Annotated in this window: 16 protein-coding genes; 8 read left to right on the top strand and 8 right to left on the bottom strand. The window is 62.0% G+C overall.

Going from position 1 to position 18,149, the window contains the following annotated elements; all coding sequences use genetic code 11:
* Nucleotide 1: 1 nt before the first annotated feature.
* The 6 genes from BLS57_RS07440 to BLS57_RS07415 all read right to left on the bottom strand — a co-directional run bounded on the left by BLS57_RS07440 (nucleotide 2) and on the right by BLS57_RS07415 (nucleotide 6,821).
* Complete coding sequence (locus BLS57_RS07440) at nucleotides 2-1,027, bottom strand: c-type cytochrome (protein ID WP_093740769.1); 1,026 nt, start codon at nucleotides 1,025-1,027, stop codon at nucleotides 2-4.
* Complete coding sequence (locus tag BLS57_RS07435) at nucleotides 1,024-1,599, bottom strand: cytochrome c oxidase assembly protein (protein ID WP_093740767.1); 576 nt, start codon at nucleotides 1,597-1,599, stop codon at nucleotides 1,024-1,026. Before BLS57_RS07435 ends, BLS57_RS07440 begins: the two co-directional genes overlap by 4 nt.
* The gene (locus BLS57_RS07430) at nucleotides 1,596-1,997 is read right to left on the bottom strand and encodes a hypothetical protein (protein ID WP_093740765.1); all 402 of its coding nucleotides are present in this window, start codon (nucleotides 1,995-1,997) and stop codon (nucleotides 1,596-1,598) included. The genes BLS57_RS07435 and BLS57_RS07430 overlap by 4 nt, the downstream gene beginning before the upstream one ends.
* On the bottom strand, nucleotides 1,994-4,558 hold the full coding sequence (gene ctaD / locus BLS57_RS07425; protein WP_093740763.1) for a cytochrome c oxidase subunit I: 2,565 nt from the start codon (nucleotides 4,556-4,558) through the stop codon (nucleotides 1,994-1,996). Before ctaD ends, BLS57_RS07430 begins: the two co-directional genes overlap by 4 nt.
* Nucleotides 4,555-5,526: a cytochrome c oxidase subunit II gene (locus BLS57_RS07420; RefSeq protein ID WP_093740761.1), complete on the bottom strand. Its 972-nt coding sequence runs from the start codon at nucleotides 5,524-5,526 to the stop codon at nucleotides 4,555-4,557. Before BLS57_RS07420 ends, ctaD begins: the two co-directional genes overlap by 4 nt.
* 140 nt (nucleotides 5,527-5,666) lie before the next feature.
* Nucleotides 5,667-6,821: a trans-sulfuration enzyme family protein gene (locus BLS57_RS07415; RefSeq protein WP_093740759.1), complete on the bottom strand. Its 1,155-nt coding sequence runs from the start codon at nucleotides 6,819-6,821 to the stop codon at nucleotides 5,667-5,669.
* 167 nt (nucleotides 6,822-6,988) lie between these two features.
* Here BLS57_RS07415 and BLS57_RS07410 point away from each other — a divergent pair, with 167 nt between their 5' ends.
* The 5 genes from BLS57_RS07410 (at nucleotide 6,989) to BLS57_RS07395 (ending at nucleotide 12,233) form a co-directional block, all read left to right on the top strand.
* Nucleotides 6,989-8,200: a bifunctional alpha/beta hydrolase/OsmC family protein gene (locus tag BLS57_RS07410; protein WP_093741210.1), complete on the top strand. Its 1,212-nt coding sequence runs from the start codon at nucleotides 6,989-6,991 to the stop codon at nucleotides 8,198-8,200.
* Between the two features lie 270 nt (nucleotides 8,201-8,470).
* A complete protein-coding gene (gene purB / locus BLS57_RS07405; RefSeq protein ID WP_093740757.1) occupies nucleotides 8,471-9,775 on the top strand; it encodes an adenylosuccinate lyase in 1,305 nt (434 codons plus the stop codon).
* 73 nt (nucleotides 9,776-9,848) lie between these two features.
* On the top strand, nucleotides 9,849-10,007 hold the full coding sequence (locus BLS57_RS19730; RefSeq protein WP_167356384.1) for a hypothetical protein: 159 nt from the start codon (nucleotides 9,849-9,851) through the stop codon (nucleotides 10,005-10,007).
* Nucleotides 10,008-10,166: 159 nt separating this feature from the next.
* Nucleotides 10,167-11,243: a flagellar motor switch protein FliG gene (locus tag BLS57_RS07400; protein WP_244153623.1), complete on the top strand. Its 1,077-nt coding sequence runs from the start codon at nucleotides 10,167-10,169 to the stop codon at nucleotides 11,241-11,243.
* An 81-nt stretch (nucleotides 11,244-11,324) separates the two neighbouring features.
* Nucleotides 11,325-12,233, top strand: a complete 909-nt coding sequence (locus BLS57_RS07395; protein ID WP_093740755.1) for a lysophospholipid acyltransferase family protein — start codon at nucleotides 11,325-11,327, stop codon at nucleotides 12,231-12,233.
* A gap of 4 nt (nucleotides 12,234-12,237) precedes the next feature.
* Here BLS57_RS07395 and BLS57_RS07390 read toward each other — a convergent pair whose 3' ends face one another.
* Nucleotides 12,238-12,948: a DUF1223 domain-containing protein gene (locus BLS57_RS07390; protein WP_093740753.1), complete on the bottom strand. Its 711-nt coding sequence runs from the start codon at nucleotides 12,946-12,948 to the stop codon at nucleotides 12,238-12,240.
* A 260-nt stretch (nucleotides 12,949-13,208) separates the two neighbouring features.
* On the opposite strand from BLS57_RS07390, the gene acnA reads away from it, so the two are divergent.
* The 3 genes from acnA to BLS57_RS07375 all read left to right on the top strand — a co-directional run bounded on the left by acnA (nucleotide 13,209) and on the right by BLS57_RS07375 (nucleotide 17,636).
* Nucleotides 13,209-15,983 carry an aconitate hydratase AcnA gene (gene acnA / locus BLS57_RS07385; protein ID WP_093740751.1) on the top strand — a complete coding sequence of 925 codons (2,775 nt, stop codon included), beginning with the start codon at nucleotides 13,209-13,211 and terminating at the stop codon, nucleotides 15,981-15,983.
* Between the two features lie 172 nt (nucleotides 15,984-16,155).
* A complete protein-coding gene (locus BLS57_RS07380) occupies nucleotides 16,156-16,971 on the top strand; it encodes a hypothetical protein (RefSeq protein WP_093740749.1) in 816 nt (271 codons plus the stop codon).
* Nucleotides 16,972-17,045: 74 nt separating this feature from the next.
* Nucleotides 17,046-17,636 (top strand): NAD(P)H-dependent oxidoreductase, encoded by a 591-nt coding sequence (locus tag BLS57_RS07375; RefSeq protein WP_093740747.1) that lies wholly within the window; start codon nucleotides 17,046-17,048, stop codon nucleotides 17,634-17,636.
* Here the strand turns inward: BLS57_RS07375 and BLS57_RS07370 are convergent.
* On the bottom strand, nucleotides 17,626-18,144 hold the full coding sequence (locus tag BLS57_RS07370) for a DsbE family thiol:disulfide interchange protein (protein WP_167356391.1): 519 nt from the start codon (nucleotides 18,142-18,144) through the stop codon (nucleotides 17,626-17,628). The genes BLS57_RS07375 and BLS57_RS07370 overlap by 11 nt on opposite strands.
* Between the last annotated feature and the right edge of the window lie 5 nt (nucleotides 18,145-18,149).

Here is an 18,149-nt window from a genome sequence, read left to right as displayed (position 1 = left end):
ACTACCGGGCACCTAGGCCCGAAAACCAATCAGCCAGCATATCGATATCTGCATCCGAAAGGTCCTGCGCGGCCTTAGTCATCAGCTTGGCCCGTTCCCCACCGCCGCGATAGCCTTCTCGCCAGAGTTTCAACTGCCCAGCCAGATAGTCCCGGCCTTGCCCAGCAAGCAGTGGTGCGATGGGCGCATCGGCCTGCCGCCCCGGTCCGTGGCAAGACGTACAGGCGGGCACATCGCCAGTGCCGCTCTGTGCCAATTCGGCGCCTGGGCTGTTGTCCTCGGCCAGTGCAGCGCCTTGAAGTTGCGGAGCCTTAGGAGACCCAAATTTCTGCGCCAATGAGGCGATCTGGCTGTCGTTCAATGGCGCCGCCGCTTCTTTCATAATGCCGCTAGGGCGCGTTCCGCCGCGATACTGGCGCAGGGCCTCAGCGATCTGGCCGGGGGTCAGTAAATCCAAGCGGGGAATATAGCTGTTGCCGCTCTTGCCCTCGTCACCGTGACACTGCGCACAAGTTGCGCGCCCGCTACCCTCTCCGGCCAAGGCGAGCTGTGCCTGCGCATCCGGCAGCGCGTTGAGATAGGCCACCACGGACCAAACCTCATCATCGCGTTCCTTCGCTGGCCAATGCGGCATGCCGGTCATCTTTACGCCCTCGTCAATAATCCAGAACATCTCGCCCGGCGTCCAATCGGTGATCGTGCTGACATGCGGCGGCGTGGGCTCCATCGCCTGCGCTGTCGGGCTTTGCGATTGGCCTGGCAGAGCATGGCAGAAGGCGCAAGCGGTTTTGAAATGCAGCGCGCCTAGCTTGACCCGGTCCGGTGCGTCCAAGTCATCAGGCACCGCTTCCGGCCCCGGCGCCCGCAGTTTGACGGATTGTTTGAACGTCGTGTGCATGAGCCATGTCACACCCCACATATGCCCCTCGCGGGCCGAGACGTTGTAAAGCCCGAAGGCAACGACAGAGACCGCGACAAATGCGCCTCCACCAGCCAATGCGGCGAGCGTCTGGATCACCCGTTTCATGCCATTTCCCTCCGGTCACTCAACGCACGCCCAACAAGGGCCAGTCCGGCGATCAAATAGATCGGCGTGCCGATCCCCAGCATCAACAGCCCGCCCAATTGCTGTGCGCTAAGGTCTGCCGCGCGGCCGCAAATCTCGGCATAGAGATCGCGCGGGGCGAGGATGATGAGCGCGCCGAGCAAGGTCATATGCATCGAGGTCAGCAGCAGCCCACCCGCGCCCGCCAGAGGCTCTCCGCGCAGGCATCCCGCCCAAACCAGCAGACCGGCAAGCGCGAAGCTGCCTTGCTCTAAAACCAGCCCCAGCCAGCCACCATCGGCCCAGCCATGCAACGCAGGAAGATGCCAGCCCCAGACCACGGCGAATTCTGCCACCGCGCCCAAAAGGGGTGATAGGGCAAAGGGTGCCGTGGCTTTGGGAAAGCCCAGCACCAACAAGGGTGCCACCACGGCGACCAACCCCATGTGTCGCAGCATATGATGTGGAAAATCGGCCCCCAACCAGCGGCCCAGTGGCAACAGCCATAGCCCTGCGAGCAGCGTTAGGCCGAGATATCCCAGCCCCCGTGTCATGCGCAGCTGCCGATCAGCAGTGCTGGCAGTGCTACATACACGACGCCGATAAAGGAAATTACCGAGAGCAAGAAGGCTGCATGGCCGAGAAACTGGTGCCGGTCCTCGCTCGTGCCCTTATCGTTCTCCCATTCCGGGTCGCGCCGCAGATCCCACTGCCGCCATGCTCGGACGGCCAGCCAAAGGATCAGCGCCAGCGCCAGCAATGTCCCGACGCCGATACCAATGCGCAGCGCCTCAACTGCACCGGCGCTGGCCTTGGCACAGACCAGCGCCGCCGCGCCATAGGACGCGACGAAGTGCAGCGCCCAAATCAGTGGGCCAAAGGTGATCCGCCAAAGGCTCAGCGCCTCAACGCGAAACTCATGGGCGTCTTCTTGGTCTCGAATATCGCTCATGTCAGCCACCCCGGCGCGAGGCCCAGCACCGCTGCCGTGACCAGTGCTTTGACCGCCATGAAGTGCCAGTAGAGCGTCACGTTGCGCAGGTCTGCATCATAGCGCGGGGTCAGTTTGCCAAAGACGCTTCCGGCAAGGCAGTAGCCCTGCATCAGCACGCCCGCTGCCAGATGCACCACCAGCCAAACCATCAGCGCCCAGAGGATCGCGGGATAAACATGGCTCGTCGGGTCCAGATCGCGCACAGCGGCCCAAGCCGCCACACCTGCCGCCCCTGCTGCCAGCGGCGCCAGCACCAAGGACAACCGCGCTAGTGCCACTTGCCCCCGTGCATTGGTCTCCCGCGCAGCCACGGTCAGCGCCCAAGCCGCAACACCCGCCAGCGCTGCGACAGCGACCCAAAGGCCTACAGGATGCGCCGCGCCTTCGGGGGGGAAGTCAGCCCGAGCGGTCCAGTAAAAGAAGAACCCAAAAACCACGCTTGCAAAGGCCGTCACATCGCCCAGCATCGTGATCCACATGCCCCACCACCCCACTGACTGCGGTCCCGACGCATAGGTCGGCAAGCGCAGGCCCAGCCCGGCCTCGCGCATCTCCTCTTTCGGAGGCCGCGCGGTGCTGGTCCAGAGCCAGTACATCACGCAGACGATGGCAAAGGCACCGCAGATGATCGCTGGCGTGTAGATGTGGAAGGTCGGAAAGATGAACGCGCCGCCGGTAAAGATCGCCGCCAGAATGGTGATCCACGCAGGCCCGGTGACGCGCTGCACATGCACCGGCTTGGCGTCGATCACACTGGTCACGATGGTCTCGCGCTGGTGGTCGGGCGCGTCGGGCAGATAGTAGCGCCCGGCATCCATACGTTCCACCAGCTTTGGTTGGTCCCAGAGCGGGTAGCGCGAGATGATATGCGGCACCGAACGCGCGCCCCAAGCCTCTTCTGGGATATCATGCGAGAACTCCAACGTGCCCGCGCCCCAAGGGTTGCGCGCGATCTGTCCTTGCGCCTTTTTTGGCCGCAGCAGGTCGTAGAGGAACACTGCAAAACCCGCCGCGATGATGAAGGCGCCCAGCGTGGAGATCAGGTTCAGCCAGCCCCAGCCGGAACTCTCCGGATAGGTAAATACCCGCCGCGGCATCCCCATCAGCCCTGTCAGGTGCATCGGCAGGAAGGTGATGTTGAAGCCCGAGAAGATGAGCCAGAAGGCCCAAAGACCCAGTTTTTCGCTCATCAGTTTCTTAGTGAAGAACGGGTAGAAGTAATAGACCCCTGCGATTACCGGAAAGACCATGCCGCCAAAGAGCGTGTAGTGCAGATGTGCGACGATGAAATAGGTGTCATGCACCTGCCAGTTGAACGGCACAATCGCCAGCATCACGCCCGTCAGCCCGCCCGCCACAAAGATCGCCAACGCGCCCGCGATCCAGAGCATCGGCAGGGTCAGCTTGACCCGCCCGACCATCAGCGTGGCGACGAAAGCGAAGATTTGGATTCCGGTGGGGATCACGACGGCCTCAGAGGCCGCCGAAAAGAACCCCAACGACATCTGCGGCAACCCGGTGGTGAACATGTGGTGCACCCAGAGGCCAAAGCTCAGGAACCCGGTGCCGACAGCACTCAGCACGATCCAGGAATATCCTACGATGGGCCGCTGCGCGACCGTGGGCACGATCATGGCGGCGATGGCAATGGAGGGCAGGAAAACGATGTAGACTTCCGGATGGCCGAAAATCCAGAACAGATGCTGCCAAAGGATCGGATCACCGCCCCGCGTTGGGTCAAAGAAGGGCCAGTCGAAGGAGCGTTCCAACTCGAACAGGAAATCGCCCGCGATCAGCGGGGGAAAGGCGAATAGGATCATGCCGCCGACAACCAGAACGTACCACGCATAAAGCGGCATGATGTTCACGCGCATCCCCGGCGGGCGGCATTTCAGCGCGCCGACGATCAGTTCCACCGCAGCGGCGATGGAGGCGACTTCGATAAAGCTGAGGCCCAAGAGCCAGATATCGGGGCCGATGCCTTCGTCCTTGGTGGCCAATGGCGGGTACATGAACCAGCCTGCCTTGGGCCCAGCGTCGAACAAGAGCGAGCCCAACACGAATATGCCGCCAATCAGAAAACACCAATAGCCATAGGCAGATAGCCGTGGGAACGGCATGTCGCGCGCGCCGAGGAAGGCGGGAAGGATTAGGATCGAAATCGCCTCGAACATCGGCACGGCGAAGAGAAACATCATCGCCGAGCCGTGCATGGTGAAGAATTGGTTGAACCGATCCGCGTCCAAAAAGGTCATGCCCGGAAAGGCCAGTTGCACCCGCATCGCCAGCGCCAGCAGCCCCGCGATCAGCATGAAGGCCAGCGCGGTCAGGGAATACCACTTGCCCACTTCGGAGTTGTTCACGGCGGTGACATAGCGCCAGCCCTCCGGCGTTTTCCACGCAGCGCGCAACTCCTTGGCCCCGCGCTCCTGCTCGGCCTCGGGTACCGGCGCGTTCAGCATCTCCTCGGTCGGCGGATACGGGCCTTCGGCGGTGGGCAGCGGATGCACTCGGGTCATGTCAGCCCTTTCAGATAGGCCGCAAGGGCGCGCAGGTCTTCGGGGGTCAGGTGGTCATAGCCGGGCATGGCGACCTCGGGTTTGATATCTTCGGTATGGGCGATGAAGCGGCTGAGGTCGTCCTCGGTCATCTCTAAAATGCCCGCGCCGAGGCTTTTGCGACTGCCCACGTGGGTCAGGTCCGGCCCCACCTGCCCCTGTGCCTGCGTGCCGCGCACGGTATGGCAGCCGCCGCAGCCTTCGCGGGCGAACACTTCCGCGCCGCGGTAGGCTTCTGCGCTGGCGGGTTTGGCAGCATCAGAGGCTTCGGCCTCAATCCATTCGGCATAGTCCTCGGGCGTCATCACGACAGTCTCAAACGCCATTAGCGCATGGGACGCGCCGCAAAACTCGGCGCATTGGCCCCGGTAGACGCCCGGCTCTTCGGGCAAGAACGACAGATAAGTCTCTCGCCCCGGGATCATATCGACCTTGCCGCCCAGCGCTGGGACCCAAAAGGCGTGGATCACCTTATGCGCGTTCAGCACCAGCCCCGTCCGCCGCCCCGTTGGCAGACGTAGCTCATTGGCCGAGGTGACGCGGCGGCCGTCGGGCAATTCATACGCGACCCGCCACCACCATTGCTCGGCGGTGATATGCACCTTTAGCCCCTCATCCGCTTCGCGCTGGGGTTTCATCATGGGCAGGCTATAGGTCAGCAGCGCACCCAGCAGGATCACCGGAAAGATCACCCCGCCGCCGATGATCAACGCCTCACCCCAGCGCCGCGGCATCTCGCGCGGCTCTACCTTGGTGACATAGACAAAGATCACCCCCAGCAGGAACCACAGCAGCACCGCCCCGCCAAACATCACCCAGATCAGGCTAAGCACATCCTGTGCATCGCGGCCTGCGGGGTTCAGCACGGACTGACGGCCCTCGCAGGCTGAAAGCAGGCTCAGGCCCATCAGCAAAGCTGACGTTCGCATGACGAAAACGGCTGATCTTAGGCGCAAGGCTTCCTCACATGGTTCGACCGGTTCGACGTCAGCCTGCCATAGTGCGTGGAAGCTGAATAGCCGTCATCTTTCCGCAAATAGCGCGCTGCAAACCATTGGCGAGCCTAAGCCTATTGCCCCAGTGCCTGCCCCAGATCAGCGCCCAGATCTTCGATATCCTCGATCCCCACCGACAGACGTAGCAGCCCTTCCGGGATGCCTGTATGCGGCTCAATCGTATGGCGATGCTCGACAAGGCTCTCCACCCCGCCAAGCGAGGTCGCACGGTGAAACAGTTTCAGCCGCCCTGCCGCTTTCAACGCTGCCTCAGCGCCGCCTTTCACGACAAAGGACAACAGTCCGCCGTAGCCGCGGTGCATCTGTTGGGCTGCGAGCTCATGGCCGGGGTGGTCCGGCAGACCGGGGTACATGACGCGCTCCACCTGCGGGTGGTCCGAGAGGAACTCGGCCAGCGCCATCGCATTGCACGATATCTCCCGCATTCGTAGCGGCAGCGTGCGCATGCCGCGGGCCAGCAGCCAGGCCTCCATCGGGCCGATCACGGCCCCGGCCTCGTTCCGGTCATCGCGGATCATCTGCCAGCGCGGTGCGTCGGGCGCATTGGTTGCAAGCGATCCGGCGAGCACGTCGGAGTGGCCATTGATCCCCTTGGTCGCGGAATGCATGACGATATCTGCGCCATGCGCCAGCGGCTGGCTCAATACGGGGGTGGCAGCGGTGCTATCCACAACGAGAATTGCGCCGACCTTATGTGCGACCTTGGCCGTGGCGGCGATGTCGGTGATGCGCAGCCATGGGTTTGACGGGGTCTCGATCAGGCAGAGGTCCGGCTTTTCCTTGCGGCAGACCTCGGTAAAGGCGTCAAGGTCAGACGCGTCGACTTCGTGCAGCGTGATCTGGCGCCGGGTGCAGAAGTCGCGAATCCATTTGGTCGTGCCCCAGTAGATCTGGCTTTGCACCAGCACGCTGGCCCCATTGGGCACGGTGCGAAAGACCGCTGCGATGGCGGCCATTCCTGACGGGAAGATCAGCGTTTCTTCAGCGCCTTCCAACGCGTTTAGCATCCGCTCAGCGACCCGCGTGTTTTCATTATGCGAGCGTAGGTACACATTCTCGGGGTTCACCAGCTGGTAATTCTCATCCCGCAGATAGGTGGTGGCAAATTGTACCGGGGGCACGACGCCGCCCGAAGCAGGGTCGACGGCCCCGGCGGCTTGAGCGGCGATGGTGGCTGGGTGCAGGTTGGATTTGGGGGGCGTGGACAAGGGGGCTCTCCGACTGATGTTTGCGCAAGTGGTATACAAAGCAATTTGCGCGCGCAAATGGGATCACGCCCGATACGATCGCGTCACGCTTGGGTGAGCGGTGGCGGGCGGGCCTTGATCCCACGCCAGAACATGCCACCATCATTGCACCCAAACCGGAGCACCCCATGGCCACCGAACGCATCACCTTTCCCGGCCCAAAGGGCACAGACCTTTCCGCCCGGCTGGACCTGCCCGAAGGGCCGCATCTGACCACCGCCATTTTCGCGCATTGTTTCACTTGCGGCAAAGATGGCCACGCCGCACGGCGCATCGCGGGGCGTCTGGCGGCAATGGGCATTGCGGTGCTGCGGTTTGATTTTACCGGACTGGGCCAGTCCGAGGGGGCGTTTGAAGAGACATCCTTTTCGTCCAACGTCGACGACTTGATCGCTGCTTGCAGCTATCTGTCGGGCCGCAACATGGCCCCCGCGCTTTTGATCGGCCATTCGCTAGGCGGCACCGCCGTATTGAAAGCCGCTGCACGTTTGCCGGAGGTGCGGGCCGTGGCGACCCTCGGTGCGCCCTTCGACCCGGCGCATGTCACACATAGTTTTGCCGAAGCGCTGCCGGAAATCAGTGCCAAGGGTCAGGCCGAAGTTAATCTCGGAGGGCGGCCTTTCACGGTGAGCCAAGAGTTTGTCGAAGATGTGCAGGGGGCGACGCTGGCCCCTGATATTGCCGAGCTTAAGGCCGCGCTCATGGTGATGCACGCCCCCCGCGATGAGATTGTGAGCATTGACAATGCGGGCCAGATTTTCCTCGCTGCCAAACACCCCAAGAGCTTTGTCACACTGGACGATGCCGATCACCTGATCACCCGTGCTGGGGATGCTGAGTATGCGGCCGAGATCATTGCCACATGGGCCGACCGCTATTTGGCACTAAAATCCCCCGCCCCGCCCCCCGGCGCGCCAGAAGGCATCGTGCGCGTACGTGAGGCCGATCCCGAAGGCTTCTTGCAAGATGTGAACGCTGGCCCGCACCATCACGCGCTGGCGGATGAGCCGCTGGCCTATGGCGGGACCAATCGCGGCATGTCGCCCTATGGGTTCTTGTCCGCGGGTTTGGGGGCCTGCACGTCGATGACGATCCGCATGTATGCGCGGCGCAGGGGGTGGCCTTTGGAGGGGGTGAGCGTGGACGTTTGCCATGACAAGGTTCATGCGCAGGATGCAGGGACTGGGGCTGCGGAGAAGATTGATACGTGGCGGCGGCGTATTCGGTTGGAGGGGGATCTGAGTGAGGAACAGCGGCAGCGGTTGCTGGAGATTGCGGACAAATGCCCGGTCCATCGGACGCTAGAGCGGAGTTCGAAGGTGGTGACGGAGTTGCTATAACGACGGCGAGACTGCCACCTCAGCCCGGAATCAAGCCGCAGGCGCCGGGCCATCGCCTGCCCGCCCGGACGGGTAGGCGATTTGGTGAGGCTGGGCGTAACCTCGCGAGCGCACATCATGGCTGAGAAATAAAGTGGCACCGACTTCCGTAGCATCGCCAACCCACGGGCAGGCGCTGACCCTCATCACCCTCATCCCTCAGACTTGTCCTTAACCCCAAGTCAGTCTATGCCGCCCCTGACCCTTCCCCTGTCCCGAAAAGGTGCGCGCATGATCCCCCGCTATTCCCGTCCCGATATGGTTGCCGTTTGGTCGCCGGAAACGAAATTCCGCATCTGGTACGAGATCGAGGCCCATGCCTGCGACGCCATGGCCGATTTGGGCGTGATCCCCCGTGAAAACGCCGAAGCCGTGTGGAAAGCCAAAGACGTGGAATTCGACGTCGCCCGTATCGACGAGATCGAAGCCGTCACCAAGCACGACGTCATCGCCTTCCTCACGCATCTCGCCGAACATGTCGGCAGCGACGAGGCCCGCTTTGTGCACCAAGGCATGACCTCCTCCGACGTGCTCGACACCTGCTTTAACATGCAACTCGTGCGCGCCTCTGATCTGCTGCTGGTCGGTCTGGACAAGCTGCTGGAAGCGTTGAAAAAACGCGCGCTGGAGCATAAGGACACCGTCCGCGTGGGCCGCAGCCACGGCATCCATGCCGAACCCACCACCATGGGCCTGACCTTCGCCCGTTTCTATGCCGAGATGGACCGCAACCGCGCCCGCCTTGTCGCTGCCCGCGAAGAGATCGCCACCGGCGCCATCTCGGGCGCTGTCGGCACCTTCGCCAATATCGACCCCCGCGTCGAAGAACATGTCTGCGAGAAATTGGGCCTCAACCCCGAGCCGATCTCGACCCAAGTCATCCCGCGTGACCGTCATGCCATGTTTTTTGCCACGCTGGGCATCATCGCCAGCAGTATCGAAAACGTCGCGATTGAAATCCGCCACATGCAGCGCACCGAGGTGTTAGAAGGGGCCGAGTTCTTCTCAATGGGCCAAAAAGGCTCCTCCGCCATGCCGCATAAAAAGAACCCGGTGCTGACCGAAAACCTCACCGGCCTTGCGCGTCTGGTGCGCATGTCGGTGATCCCGGCGATGGAGAACGTGGCGCTCTGGCATGAGCGTGACATCTCGCATTCCTCCGTCGAGCGCGGCATTGGCCCTGACGCCACCGTCACCCTAGACTTCGCCCTGCACCGTCTGGCGGGCGTGATCGACAAGATGCTCGTCTTCCCGCAGAACATGCTGGACAACATGAACAAATTCCCCGGCCTGGTGATGAGCCAGCGGGTGCTGCTGGCCCTGACCCAAGCCGGCGTGAGCCGCGAGGATGCCTATTCCATGGTGCAACGCAATGCGCTCAAAGTCTGGGAAGAACGCCTTGATTTCCGCGAGTTGCTGCTGGCCGATAAAGAGGTCGTCGCGGCCTTGGGCGAAGATGGCGTGAACGAGAAATTTGACATGGGCTATCACACGAAACATGTCGACACGATCTTCAAACGCGTCTTCGGCGAATGACCCGCGCATCGTAGCGCTTTGAGATTGGCGCGGGTGGGTGTATCCTGCGCGTGCCTGTCAAAGGAGCAATACGATGAAACTTGCACTGACACTCGGCGCCCTCATGGCGCTCACGGCCCCCACCCTCGCCCTTGCCAATGGCTGTAGCCATGACAAACGCGTCATGACCTGCGCGGATGGGATGAAACTCGACACCAGCAGCAGCACCTGCGTGCCCGACGCCTCGGCCTGATCCGCCAGCGTTGAACTGAGGTCTGCGCTTCGTGCTAGATCGGCCCTCTCAAGGGGACCGGTACAGCGTATTTGATGTTTTTCCTCCGGTTTGATTTCAACCTTTGTTCATCTTTGACTGTCACATCTCCCCCACGCGCAGAGACCTAAGGGGGCACGGATGAACGACATGGTACCGATGGGCGGCTTCGCGCCGCTCGATGCGCTTGGCGCGCCGCCACGTGCGCCTGTATCGCTCAGCCGTCGGGCCAAAGCGGCCATCGTCGTCCGGCTCTTGCTGAACGAAGGCGCGGACCTCCCGATCGAAGAGCTGCCCGAAGACCTCCAGATCAGCCTGACCCAGCAAATGGGCTCCATGCGCAGCGTGGACCGGGATACGCTGGGTGCCGTCGTCTCTGAATTTGCAGAGGAATTGGACAGTGTTGGCCTGTCTTTCCCCAGCGGCATCGGAGCGGCGCTTGATGTGCTGGACGGCAAAATCAGCCGCCAAACCGCGGCGCGACTGCGCAAGGAAGCAGGCGTGCGCATGGCCGGCGATCCCTGGGCGCGGTTGGGGGAATTGGAGCCGGAGAAACTGTTGCCGGTGCTTGAGAATGAAAGCGTCGAAGTCGCCGCCGTGATGCTCTCCAAACTAAAGGTCTCCACTGCCGCTGACCTTTTGGGCCGCCTGCCCGGCCCCCATGCCCGTCGCATCACCTATGCGGTCTCGCTCACCAGCGCCGTGACCCCAGACGCCGTGGACCGCATCGGCCTGTCGCTCGCCATGCAGCTCGACGACCAGCCGCAACGCGCCTTTGACAGTGATCCGGTCGAACGTGTCGGAGCGATCCTAAATTCCTCGACGACGCTCACCCGCGATGACGTGCTGGAAGGTTTAGACGAAACCGATCAGGGCTTTGCCAATGCCGTGCGCAAAGCGATCTTTACCTTTGCCAATATCCCCACCCGCATCGCCCCACGCGATCTGCCCCGCGTCCTGCGCGAGATCAATCAGGCGCGTCTGGTGCTGGCCCTCGCGGGGGCGGAAGCCGCTGGCTACGCCAATTCGCGCGATTTTGTGTTGGAAAACATGTCTGCCCGTATGGCCGACCAGTTGCGCGAGGAGATCAGCGAAGCAGGCAAGGTCAAACCTGCGGATGCCGAAGAGGCAATGTCTGAGATCGTTGGCGCGATCCGAGAAATGGAGGCTCGTGGCGACCTGATGTTGCTGAGCGATGAAGAGAACGAAGACACATAAGCCGGTCTCGGACGACCCCGCGGCTTGTTGCGCCGACGGTGGCAGGGTATGTCAGGCGAAATAATTGCCTGTCAGAGCCCCATGTCAGATCAGAAAACCGACAAAAAAAGCAATACACCCTTTGCCCGGCGTGCCCGGCACTATTTGGGCAACCTGCTAATCGTGGGCATCATTCGTCTGGCCTTGGCCCTGCCCTACCGCATGCGGCTGAGCTTCCATGGGTGGTTGGTGCAGCACATCTTGGCCCCTTTGGCGGGTTACCGCCGCCGCGCAATGGCGCATCTCGAGCATGTCTGGCCCGACATGCCCAAAGCCCGCCGGTCGGAAATTGCGACCCGGTGTCTGAATAATCTCGGGCGGTCTTTTATCGAGAATTACTCATCGGAAGAATTCCCGGCCCGCATGGCTAAGGTCGAGCCGCGCGGCGAAGGCATGGCAGCGCTAGAAGAAGCCCGGCGCACGGGACGCCCTGCGATCCTCGTGACCGGCCACTTCGGCAATTACGAAGCAGCGCGCGCATCTTTGGTGGCGCGCGGCTATGGCATCGGTGGTCTCTACCGCGAGATGAAGAATCCCTACTTCAACGCGCATTATGTCAAAACGCTGGAAGCCTTCGGCGGGCCGGTTTTCCCCCAAGGCCGACGCGGCACAGCAGGCTTTGTGCGTCATCTTAAGCAGGGTGGTCGCTTGGTCCTGCTCTTTGACCAGCATGTGCAACGGGCACCAATCCTCGACTTCATCGGTCAACCCGCCCGGACAGCGGTCTCGGCCGCCGAACTGGCGCTGCGCTATGACGCGCTGCTGATCCCCTTTTACGGTATTCGACAAGACGATGGTGTCAGCTTTGACGTGGTGGTCGAAGCCCCCGTGCCCCATAGCGATCCGCTTACCATGACGCAGGCGCTGAACGACAGCCTCACCGCGCGGATCGAGGAAAACCCGGAGCAATGGTTCTGGGTCCACCGCCGCTGGCGCCCGCACGAAAAGTAGGCGCTTATCTAAGCCGGGCGGCTGCCAAGATCGCCCCCGGCCCACCGGCCTCTTGTCGCTGGATCAACACCACAACTGGCGCATCGCCCGGCGCGTCGGCCTGTAGCGTCAGCGGGCTCGTCCCGTCCCAGTGCCCCAGCACCGTCCAACCGTGCACAACATTGGCATGGGCCATCATATGGCCTGCATTCTCGCCCCGGGTCACTTTGGTATGCTCGGAGGGCGAATAGCGCAAGAAATGCACATGAGTCGGGCCGATCTCAGTTGCCAAGGCTTCGGCGTCGATCTGCACCCCGTCCCCCTCGCGCGTGAGTGTCAGGGCGACGCTCGGCGCGGTCTCAGCGTGGTGCTCAACTGCGTCCATCAGCTTCATCGGCTTGGCGCCGACAATGTCGGTCTGGCCCTGCACGATCATCTCCGGCGTATAGATGCTGCGGCGTCCGGCTACGGCGGCATAGCCGCGCTGGCGTTCGGCATGGGACGGATCGCCAAACGGGTCTTCCCAACCGATGTAATCCCAATAGTCCACATGCAGCGCCAGAGCGATAATGTCATCGCGCGGAGCAAGCTCGGCCAACAACGCGTCAGCTTCGGGACAGGAGGAACAGCCCTGCGAGGTGAAAAGCTCGACCACCACCGGCCGGTCTTGTTCGGCGCGCAGAGGCGCAGCAAGGACCGTCAGGGCAGTGACGACGGGGAGCAACAGGGTCTTCATGTACTTACAAACACATCCGCTTTTAGACTATGGCAACGGTTTAACCGGGCAGCCATGGGAATGCCAATCAACCTTTGTTGAAAGGGCCGCGAGCGCGGTAGGCTGAATGAAATGAAACGGCCCGTCGAAAGGGTTTCATTTTCGGTACACAATGGTATACATGCCACCCAGAACCCGCGTGATAACAGTTGATCCGCCGCGCCCATAGTGGCATTGAGGCGCCAACTTCGCCACCCCAGCAACCCAGAAGGGAGCCCGCCATGACGATCCAAGTCGGTCACGACAGTGCCAAGACCCGCAAGACGCTTTCCGTCGGCAGCCAGAACGTCGCCTATTACTCGATTCCCGCCGCCGAGGCCGCGGGCTTGGGCGATTTCTCCAAACTGCCCGCCGCACTGAAAGTGGTGCTGGAGAACATGCTGCGTTTCGAGGACGGCAAGACCGTCACTCAGGACGACATCAAGGCATTTGCCGAATGGGCGACCAAGGGCGGCAAGAACCCCCGCGAGATCGCTTACCGCCCGGCCCGCGTGCTGATGCAGGATTTCACCGGTGTGCCGGCTGTGGTCGACCTTGCCGCAATGCGCGACGGACTGGTGGCGCTTGGCGGCGACGCCGACAAGATCAACCCGCTGAACCCTGTCGACCTCGTAATCGACCACTCGGTGATGATTGACGAGTTTGGCAACCCGCGCGCCTTCCAGATGAACGTGGACCGCGAGTATGAGCGCAACATCGAGCGCTATACCTTCCTTAAGTGGGGGCAAAAGGCGTTTAACAACTTCCGCGTGGTACCCCCCGGCACCGGCATCTGCCACCAGGTGAACCTTGAGTATCTCAGCCAGACCGTCTGGACCGACAAAGACCAGAACGGCGAGGAAGTCGCCTATCCTGACACGCTCGTCGGCACCGATAGCCACACCACCATGGTCAACGGCGCCGCCGTTCTTGGCTGGGGCGTCGGCGGCATTGAGGCCGAAGCCGCAATGCTGGGCCAGCCGATCTCCATGCTGATCCCCGAGGTTGTGGGCTTTGAGCTGACGGGCCGCATGGTGGAAGGCACCACCGGTACTGACCTCGTGCTGAAAGTCGTGGAAATGCTGCGCGAAAAAGGCGTGGTCGGCAAATTCGTCGAATTCTACGGCGAAGGTCTGGATCACCTGCCGCTGGCGGACCGGGCGACCATTGCCAACATGGCGCCTGAATATGGTGCGACCTGTGGCTTCTTCCCGATCGACGATGAGACCCTGCGCTATCTGACCAACACAGGCCGCGACAAGGATCGCGTGGCGCTGGTCAAAGCCTATGCGCAGGAAAACGGCATGTGGCGGGATGCGGATTACGCCCCGGTCTACACCGACACGCTGAGCCTCGACATGGGAACCATCGTGCCTGCGATCTCGGGCCCCAAGCGTCCGCAGGACTATATCGCTCTGGACAAAGCGCACACCGCGTTTGCCGAATACGTCAAGGGCATCCGCGAAGGCAAAGACACCTCCGCGAACTCCGAAATCCGTTGGGAAGGCGAAGGCGGCCAGCCCGAGCCGCAGCACATTCCCGGTGACGAAGGCCATCACAACCGTGGCTTCGTGCAGACTGAAGATGGCCACTACCAGCTGCACGACGGCTCGATCGTGATCGCCTCGATCACATCCTGCACCAACACGTCTAACCCCTACGTCATGATCGGCGCGGGCCTCGTGGCACGCAAAGCGCGTGAGTTGGGTCTGACCCGCAAGCCTTGGGTCAAAACATCGCTGGCCCCCGGCTCGCAGGTTGTGTCGCACTACCTTGAGGCCGCTGGCCTGCAAGAAGACCTCGACGCAATTGGCTTCAACCTCGTCGGCTACGGCTGCACCACCTGCATCGGCAACTCCGGTCCGCTGGAAGCCCCGATCAGCAAGGCGATCAACGACTATGACCTGATCGGCACCTCCGTTCTGTCCGGCAACCGTAACTTCGAAGGCCGCATCAGCCCCGACGTGCGCGCCAACTACCTCGCCTCCCCGCCCCTCGTGGTGGCCTATGCGCTGGTCGGTGACATGAACCATGACTTGACCAACAGCCCGCTGGGTCAGGATAAGAACGGCAATGACGTCTACCTCAAGGACATCTGGCCTTCGACGCAGGAAGTCGCGGAACTGGTGGAACAGACCGTGACCCGCGAAGCCTTCCAGGACAAATACGCCGATGTCTTCAAAGGCGACGAAAAGTGGCAGGCGGTCGAGACCACCGACAGCAAAACCTACGATTGGCCGCCGCAGTCGACCTACGTCCAGAACCCGCCCTACTTCCAAGGCATGTCGCCTGAGCCGGGTGTGATCTCCAACATCGAAGGCGCGAAAGTGCTGGCGGTGCTGGGTGACATGATCACCACCGACCACATCTCGCCTGCGGGGTCCTTCAAGGAAACCACACCTGCGGGTCAGTATCTGGTGGAGCGTCAGGTGCCGGTGCGGGAGTTCAACTCCTATGGCTCGCGTCGTGGCAACCACGAAGTCATGATGCGCGGCACGTTCGCCAATATCCGCATCAAGAACGAGATGCTCGACGGCGTTGAGGGCGGCTATACCAAGGGCCCCGATGGCAACGAGACCTCGATCTTTGATGCCGCCATGGCGCATCAGGAAAACGGCACCCCGCTGGTCATCTTTGGTGGTGAGCAGTATGGCGCGGGCTCCTCGCGTGACTGGGCGGCCAAGGGTACAGCGCTGCTGGGCGTGAAAGCCGTGATCGCCGAGAGCTTTGAGCGTATCCACCGCTCGAACCTCGTTGGCATGGGCGTGATCCCCTTTGAATTCACCGGTGGCGACACGCGCAAATCACTGGGTCTGACCGGTGAGGAAAGCGTTTCGATCAACGGTCTCGACACCATCAAGCCGCTGCAAGAAGTGCCCTGCACGATCACCATGGCGGACGGCAGCACCAAAGAAATCACGCTGAAGTGCCGCATCGATACCGCGATCGAGATCGAATACATCGAACACGGTGGCGTGCTGCACTATGTGCTGCGCAACCTCGCAAAATCGGCCTAAGCGTCGAGGCGTAATGCCAAATGAATGATCGAAGGAGCGGCCCCCTCGCGGGTCGCTCTTTTGCGTTTAAGGCGCGGCAAATTGCGATCAGTGGGAACCCGCCTATGGAGAGAGGGGTTGCTCCTGCGAAGACCGTGCCAGAGGGCACAAGGCTGCCGAAAGACGACAAACCATGCTGATCCAAATCCTCCTCGGCGCGGTCGGCGTCACAATCCTCGTCTTTGTTCTGCTCGATTTCCTCTATACCGCGATCGGTGCGGCACCAGTGGCGCCGCTGTCTCAAACCGTCGCGCGGGGCATCTGGCGCGTTTTCGTCCGCTTCATGCCGGACAGCCGCGCCAAACATCGCCTCGCCGGGCCGGTGGTGATGACGGGCATTGCTTTCACATGGATCGGGCTCGTCTCGCTCGGCTGGACCTTGGTGTTCCAGATGGCGGATAAGGCGGTCATTATCAGCGAAAGCGAAGCACCCGCCGGTTTTGCGCGCGACTTTGCTTTTGTTGGTCATTTGCTGTCGACACTGGGCGGCGGGCCGCTTGAAACGGAAAGCCCGTTTTGGTTGATCCTCTCCGTGCTAGCTGGGGTAAACGGGATGGTGATACTCACGCTGTCCGTCAGCTTCGTCCTCTCAACCACGACAACCGTGTCACAGGGGCGCGGCTTGCTCACCAAAGCTCCGATGTTCGACGCGGACAGTGACGAGATGAACAACGTCATGCTGCCCGCGCTCGCGGACCTGGTTGCCAATCTCAATGCCATGCAATTCGCGCTCTACTACAGTGCCGAAGACCCCTCGCGTCGCTTGCCTGCGGGGTTGGTGGAACTGGCGCGGTGGGTCGCACCCTACCCCGAGAAGATTCGCCGCTTGCGCATCGCGCTCGCCCCCTTGCCCGGCTTCAAAGCACCCGAAGGCAGAACCTTGGATCAACTCAGCGACCAAGAGTTTATCGCGAGGCTCGACGCTTGGGCGCAGCGCTACACGGTGTGACGATCCTGTGAGGTCCGGAACCTCCCGCGGCTCCGGGGCATTGGCTCTGAAACCCTCCGCAGAAAGGTCGCGTCATGCCCACAAAAATCACCGTCGTTTTCTACTCCACCTATGGCACCAACCACGGCATCGCGTTGCATGCTGCAGAGGTCGCCCGTGAGGCCGGAGCCGAGGTTCGCCTGCGCCGCTGCGCCGAGACGGCACCGCGCGAGGTGGTCGACGGGCAAGACGCGTGGCGCGAGCAGTTGGAGGATATGCAGGACATCCCCGAAGCGACGCCTGAGGATATGGAATGGGCTGACGGCTACTTTATCTCCGTCCCGACACGCTTCGGCGTCCCAGCCAGCCAGTTCCGCGCCTTTGTCGATACGTTGGGGCCAAAGTGGCAGTCGGGCGCACTGGCGAACAAGGCGATCACCGCAACGACCTCGGCCCAAAACACCCACGGCGGGCAGGAAACGACGCTGCAGTCGATCTATATCACGGCTATGCACTGGGGCGCGATTATCGTGCCACCGGGCTATGTGGATGACATTAAGTTCGAAGACGGCGGCAACCCATATGGCTATTCCTGCCAGCCCGGCCCGTTGGATGAGACGGGCAAGAAGTCAGTGGCCTATCAGACAAAACGGCTGGTCGACTTCGCCGGAAAGATCAGCGGCTAAGCGCCTCTTCCAGCGCTGGCATGAACCGCTGCTCATAATCGCTGCCCACCAATGGGCCCGCAAAGCGGAAGAGCACCGTACCGTCCCCGCCCACGATGAAAGTCTCTGGCGGGGCGGTTACCCCCCAATCAATTGCCACGCGGCCCTGTGGGTCGAAACCGACGCCCGAGAACGGGCTTCTCTCGTCCTCAAGGTAGCTGGCGGCATTGCCCTTCGTATCCTTGAAGTTCACGCCGATGATGTTCATCCCTTCGGCCTGCATTTCCAGCAGTTTGGGATGCTCCGCGCGGCAAGGGGGGCACCAGCTGGCCCAGAAGTTGACCAAGGTTACTTCTCCCCCGCGCAGCATGTCGTCCGTCGCTTTCGGATAGCCCTCTAGCGCCGCTTCAGGCATCGACGGCGCCTGTTTGCCGACCAAGGTCGAAGGCAGCCCCTCGGGGTCGTCCCGGTACATGCCGACGGCGGCCAGAATGACAAAGGCGGCAAAGATCACCGGCGGGGCGATCATCATGG

Source organism: Sulfitobacter delicatus, from assembly GCF_900102535.1.
Lineage (GTDB): Bacteria > Pseudomonadota > Alphaproteobacteria > Rhodobacterales > Rhodobacteraceae > Sulfitobacter > Sulfitobacter delicatus.
Note: the sequence above shows the minus strand (reverse complement) of the source record. Positions and strands in the feature narration are given on the sequence as shown.

Coding starts and splice junctions, on each gene's coding strand:
- BLS57_RS07440 (WP_093740769.1), bottom strand. CDS start 1,027: ATGAAACGGGTGATCCAGACGCTCGCCGCATTGGCTGGTGGAGGCGCA.
- BLS57_RS07435 (WP_093740767.1), bottom strand. CDS start 1,599: ATGACACGGGGGCTGGGATATCTCGGCCTAACGCTGCTCGCAGGGCTA.
- BLS57_RS07430 (WP_093740765.1), bottom strand. CDS start 1,997: ATGAGCGATATTCGAGACCAAGAAGACGCCCATGAGTTTCGCGTTGAG.
- ctaD (WP_093740763.1), bottom strand. CDS start 4,558: ATGACCCGAGTGCATCCGCTGCCCACCGCCGAAGGCCCGTATCCGCCG.
- BLS57_RS07420 (WP_093740761.1), bottom strand. CDS start 5,526: ATGCGAACGTCAGCTTTGCTGATGGGCCTGAGCCTGCTTTCAGCCTGC.
- BLS57_RS07410 (WP_093741210.1), top strand. CDS start 6,989: ATGGCCACCGAACGCATCACCTTTCCCGGCCCAAAGGGCACAGACCTT.
- purB (WP_093740757.1), top strand. CDS start 8,471: ATGATCCCCCGCTATTCCCGTCCCGATATGGTTGCCGTTTGGTCGCCG.
- BLS57_RS19730 (WP_167356384.1), top strand. CDS start 9,849: ATGAAACTTGCACTGACACTCGGCGCCCTCATGGCGCTCACGGCCCCC.
- BLS57_RS07400 (WP_244153623.1), top strand. CDS start 10,167: ATGAACGACATGGTACCGATGGGCGGCTTCGCGCCGCTCGATGCGCTT.
- BLS57_RS07395 (WP_093740755.1), top strand. CDS start 11,325: ATGTCAGATCAGAAAACCGACAAAAAAAGCAATACACCCTTTGCCCGG.
- BLS57_RS07390 (WP_093740753.1), bottom strand. CDS start 12,948: ATGAAGACCCTGTTGCTCCCCGTCGTCACTGCCCTGACGGTCCTTGCT.
- acnA (WP_093740751.1), top strand. CDS start 13,209: ATGACGATCCAAGTCGGTCACGACAGTGCCAAGACCCGCAAGACGCTT.
- BLS57_RS07380 (WP_093740749.1), top strand. CDS start 16,156: ATGCTGATCCAAATCCTCCTCGGCGCGGTCGGCGTCACAATCCTCGTC.
- BLS57_RS07375 (WP_093740747.1), top strand. CDS start 17,046: ATGCCCACAAAAATCACCGTCGTTTTCTACTCCACCTATGGCACCAAC.
- BLS57_RS07370 (WP_167356391.1), bottom strand. CDS start 18,144: ATGATCGCCCCGCCGGTGATCTTTGCCGCCTTTGTCATTCTGGCCGCC.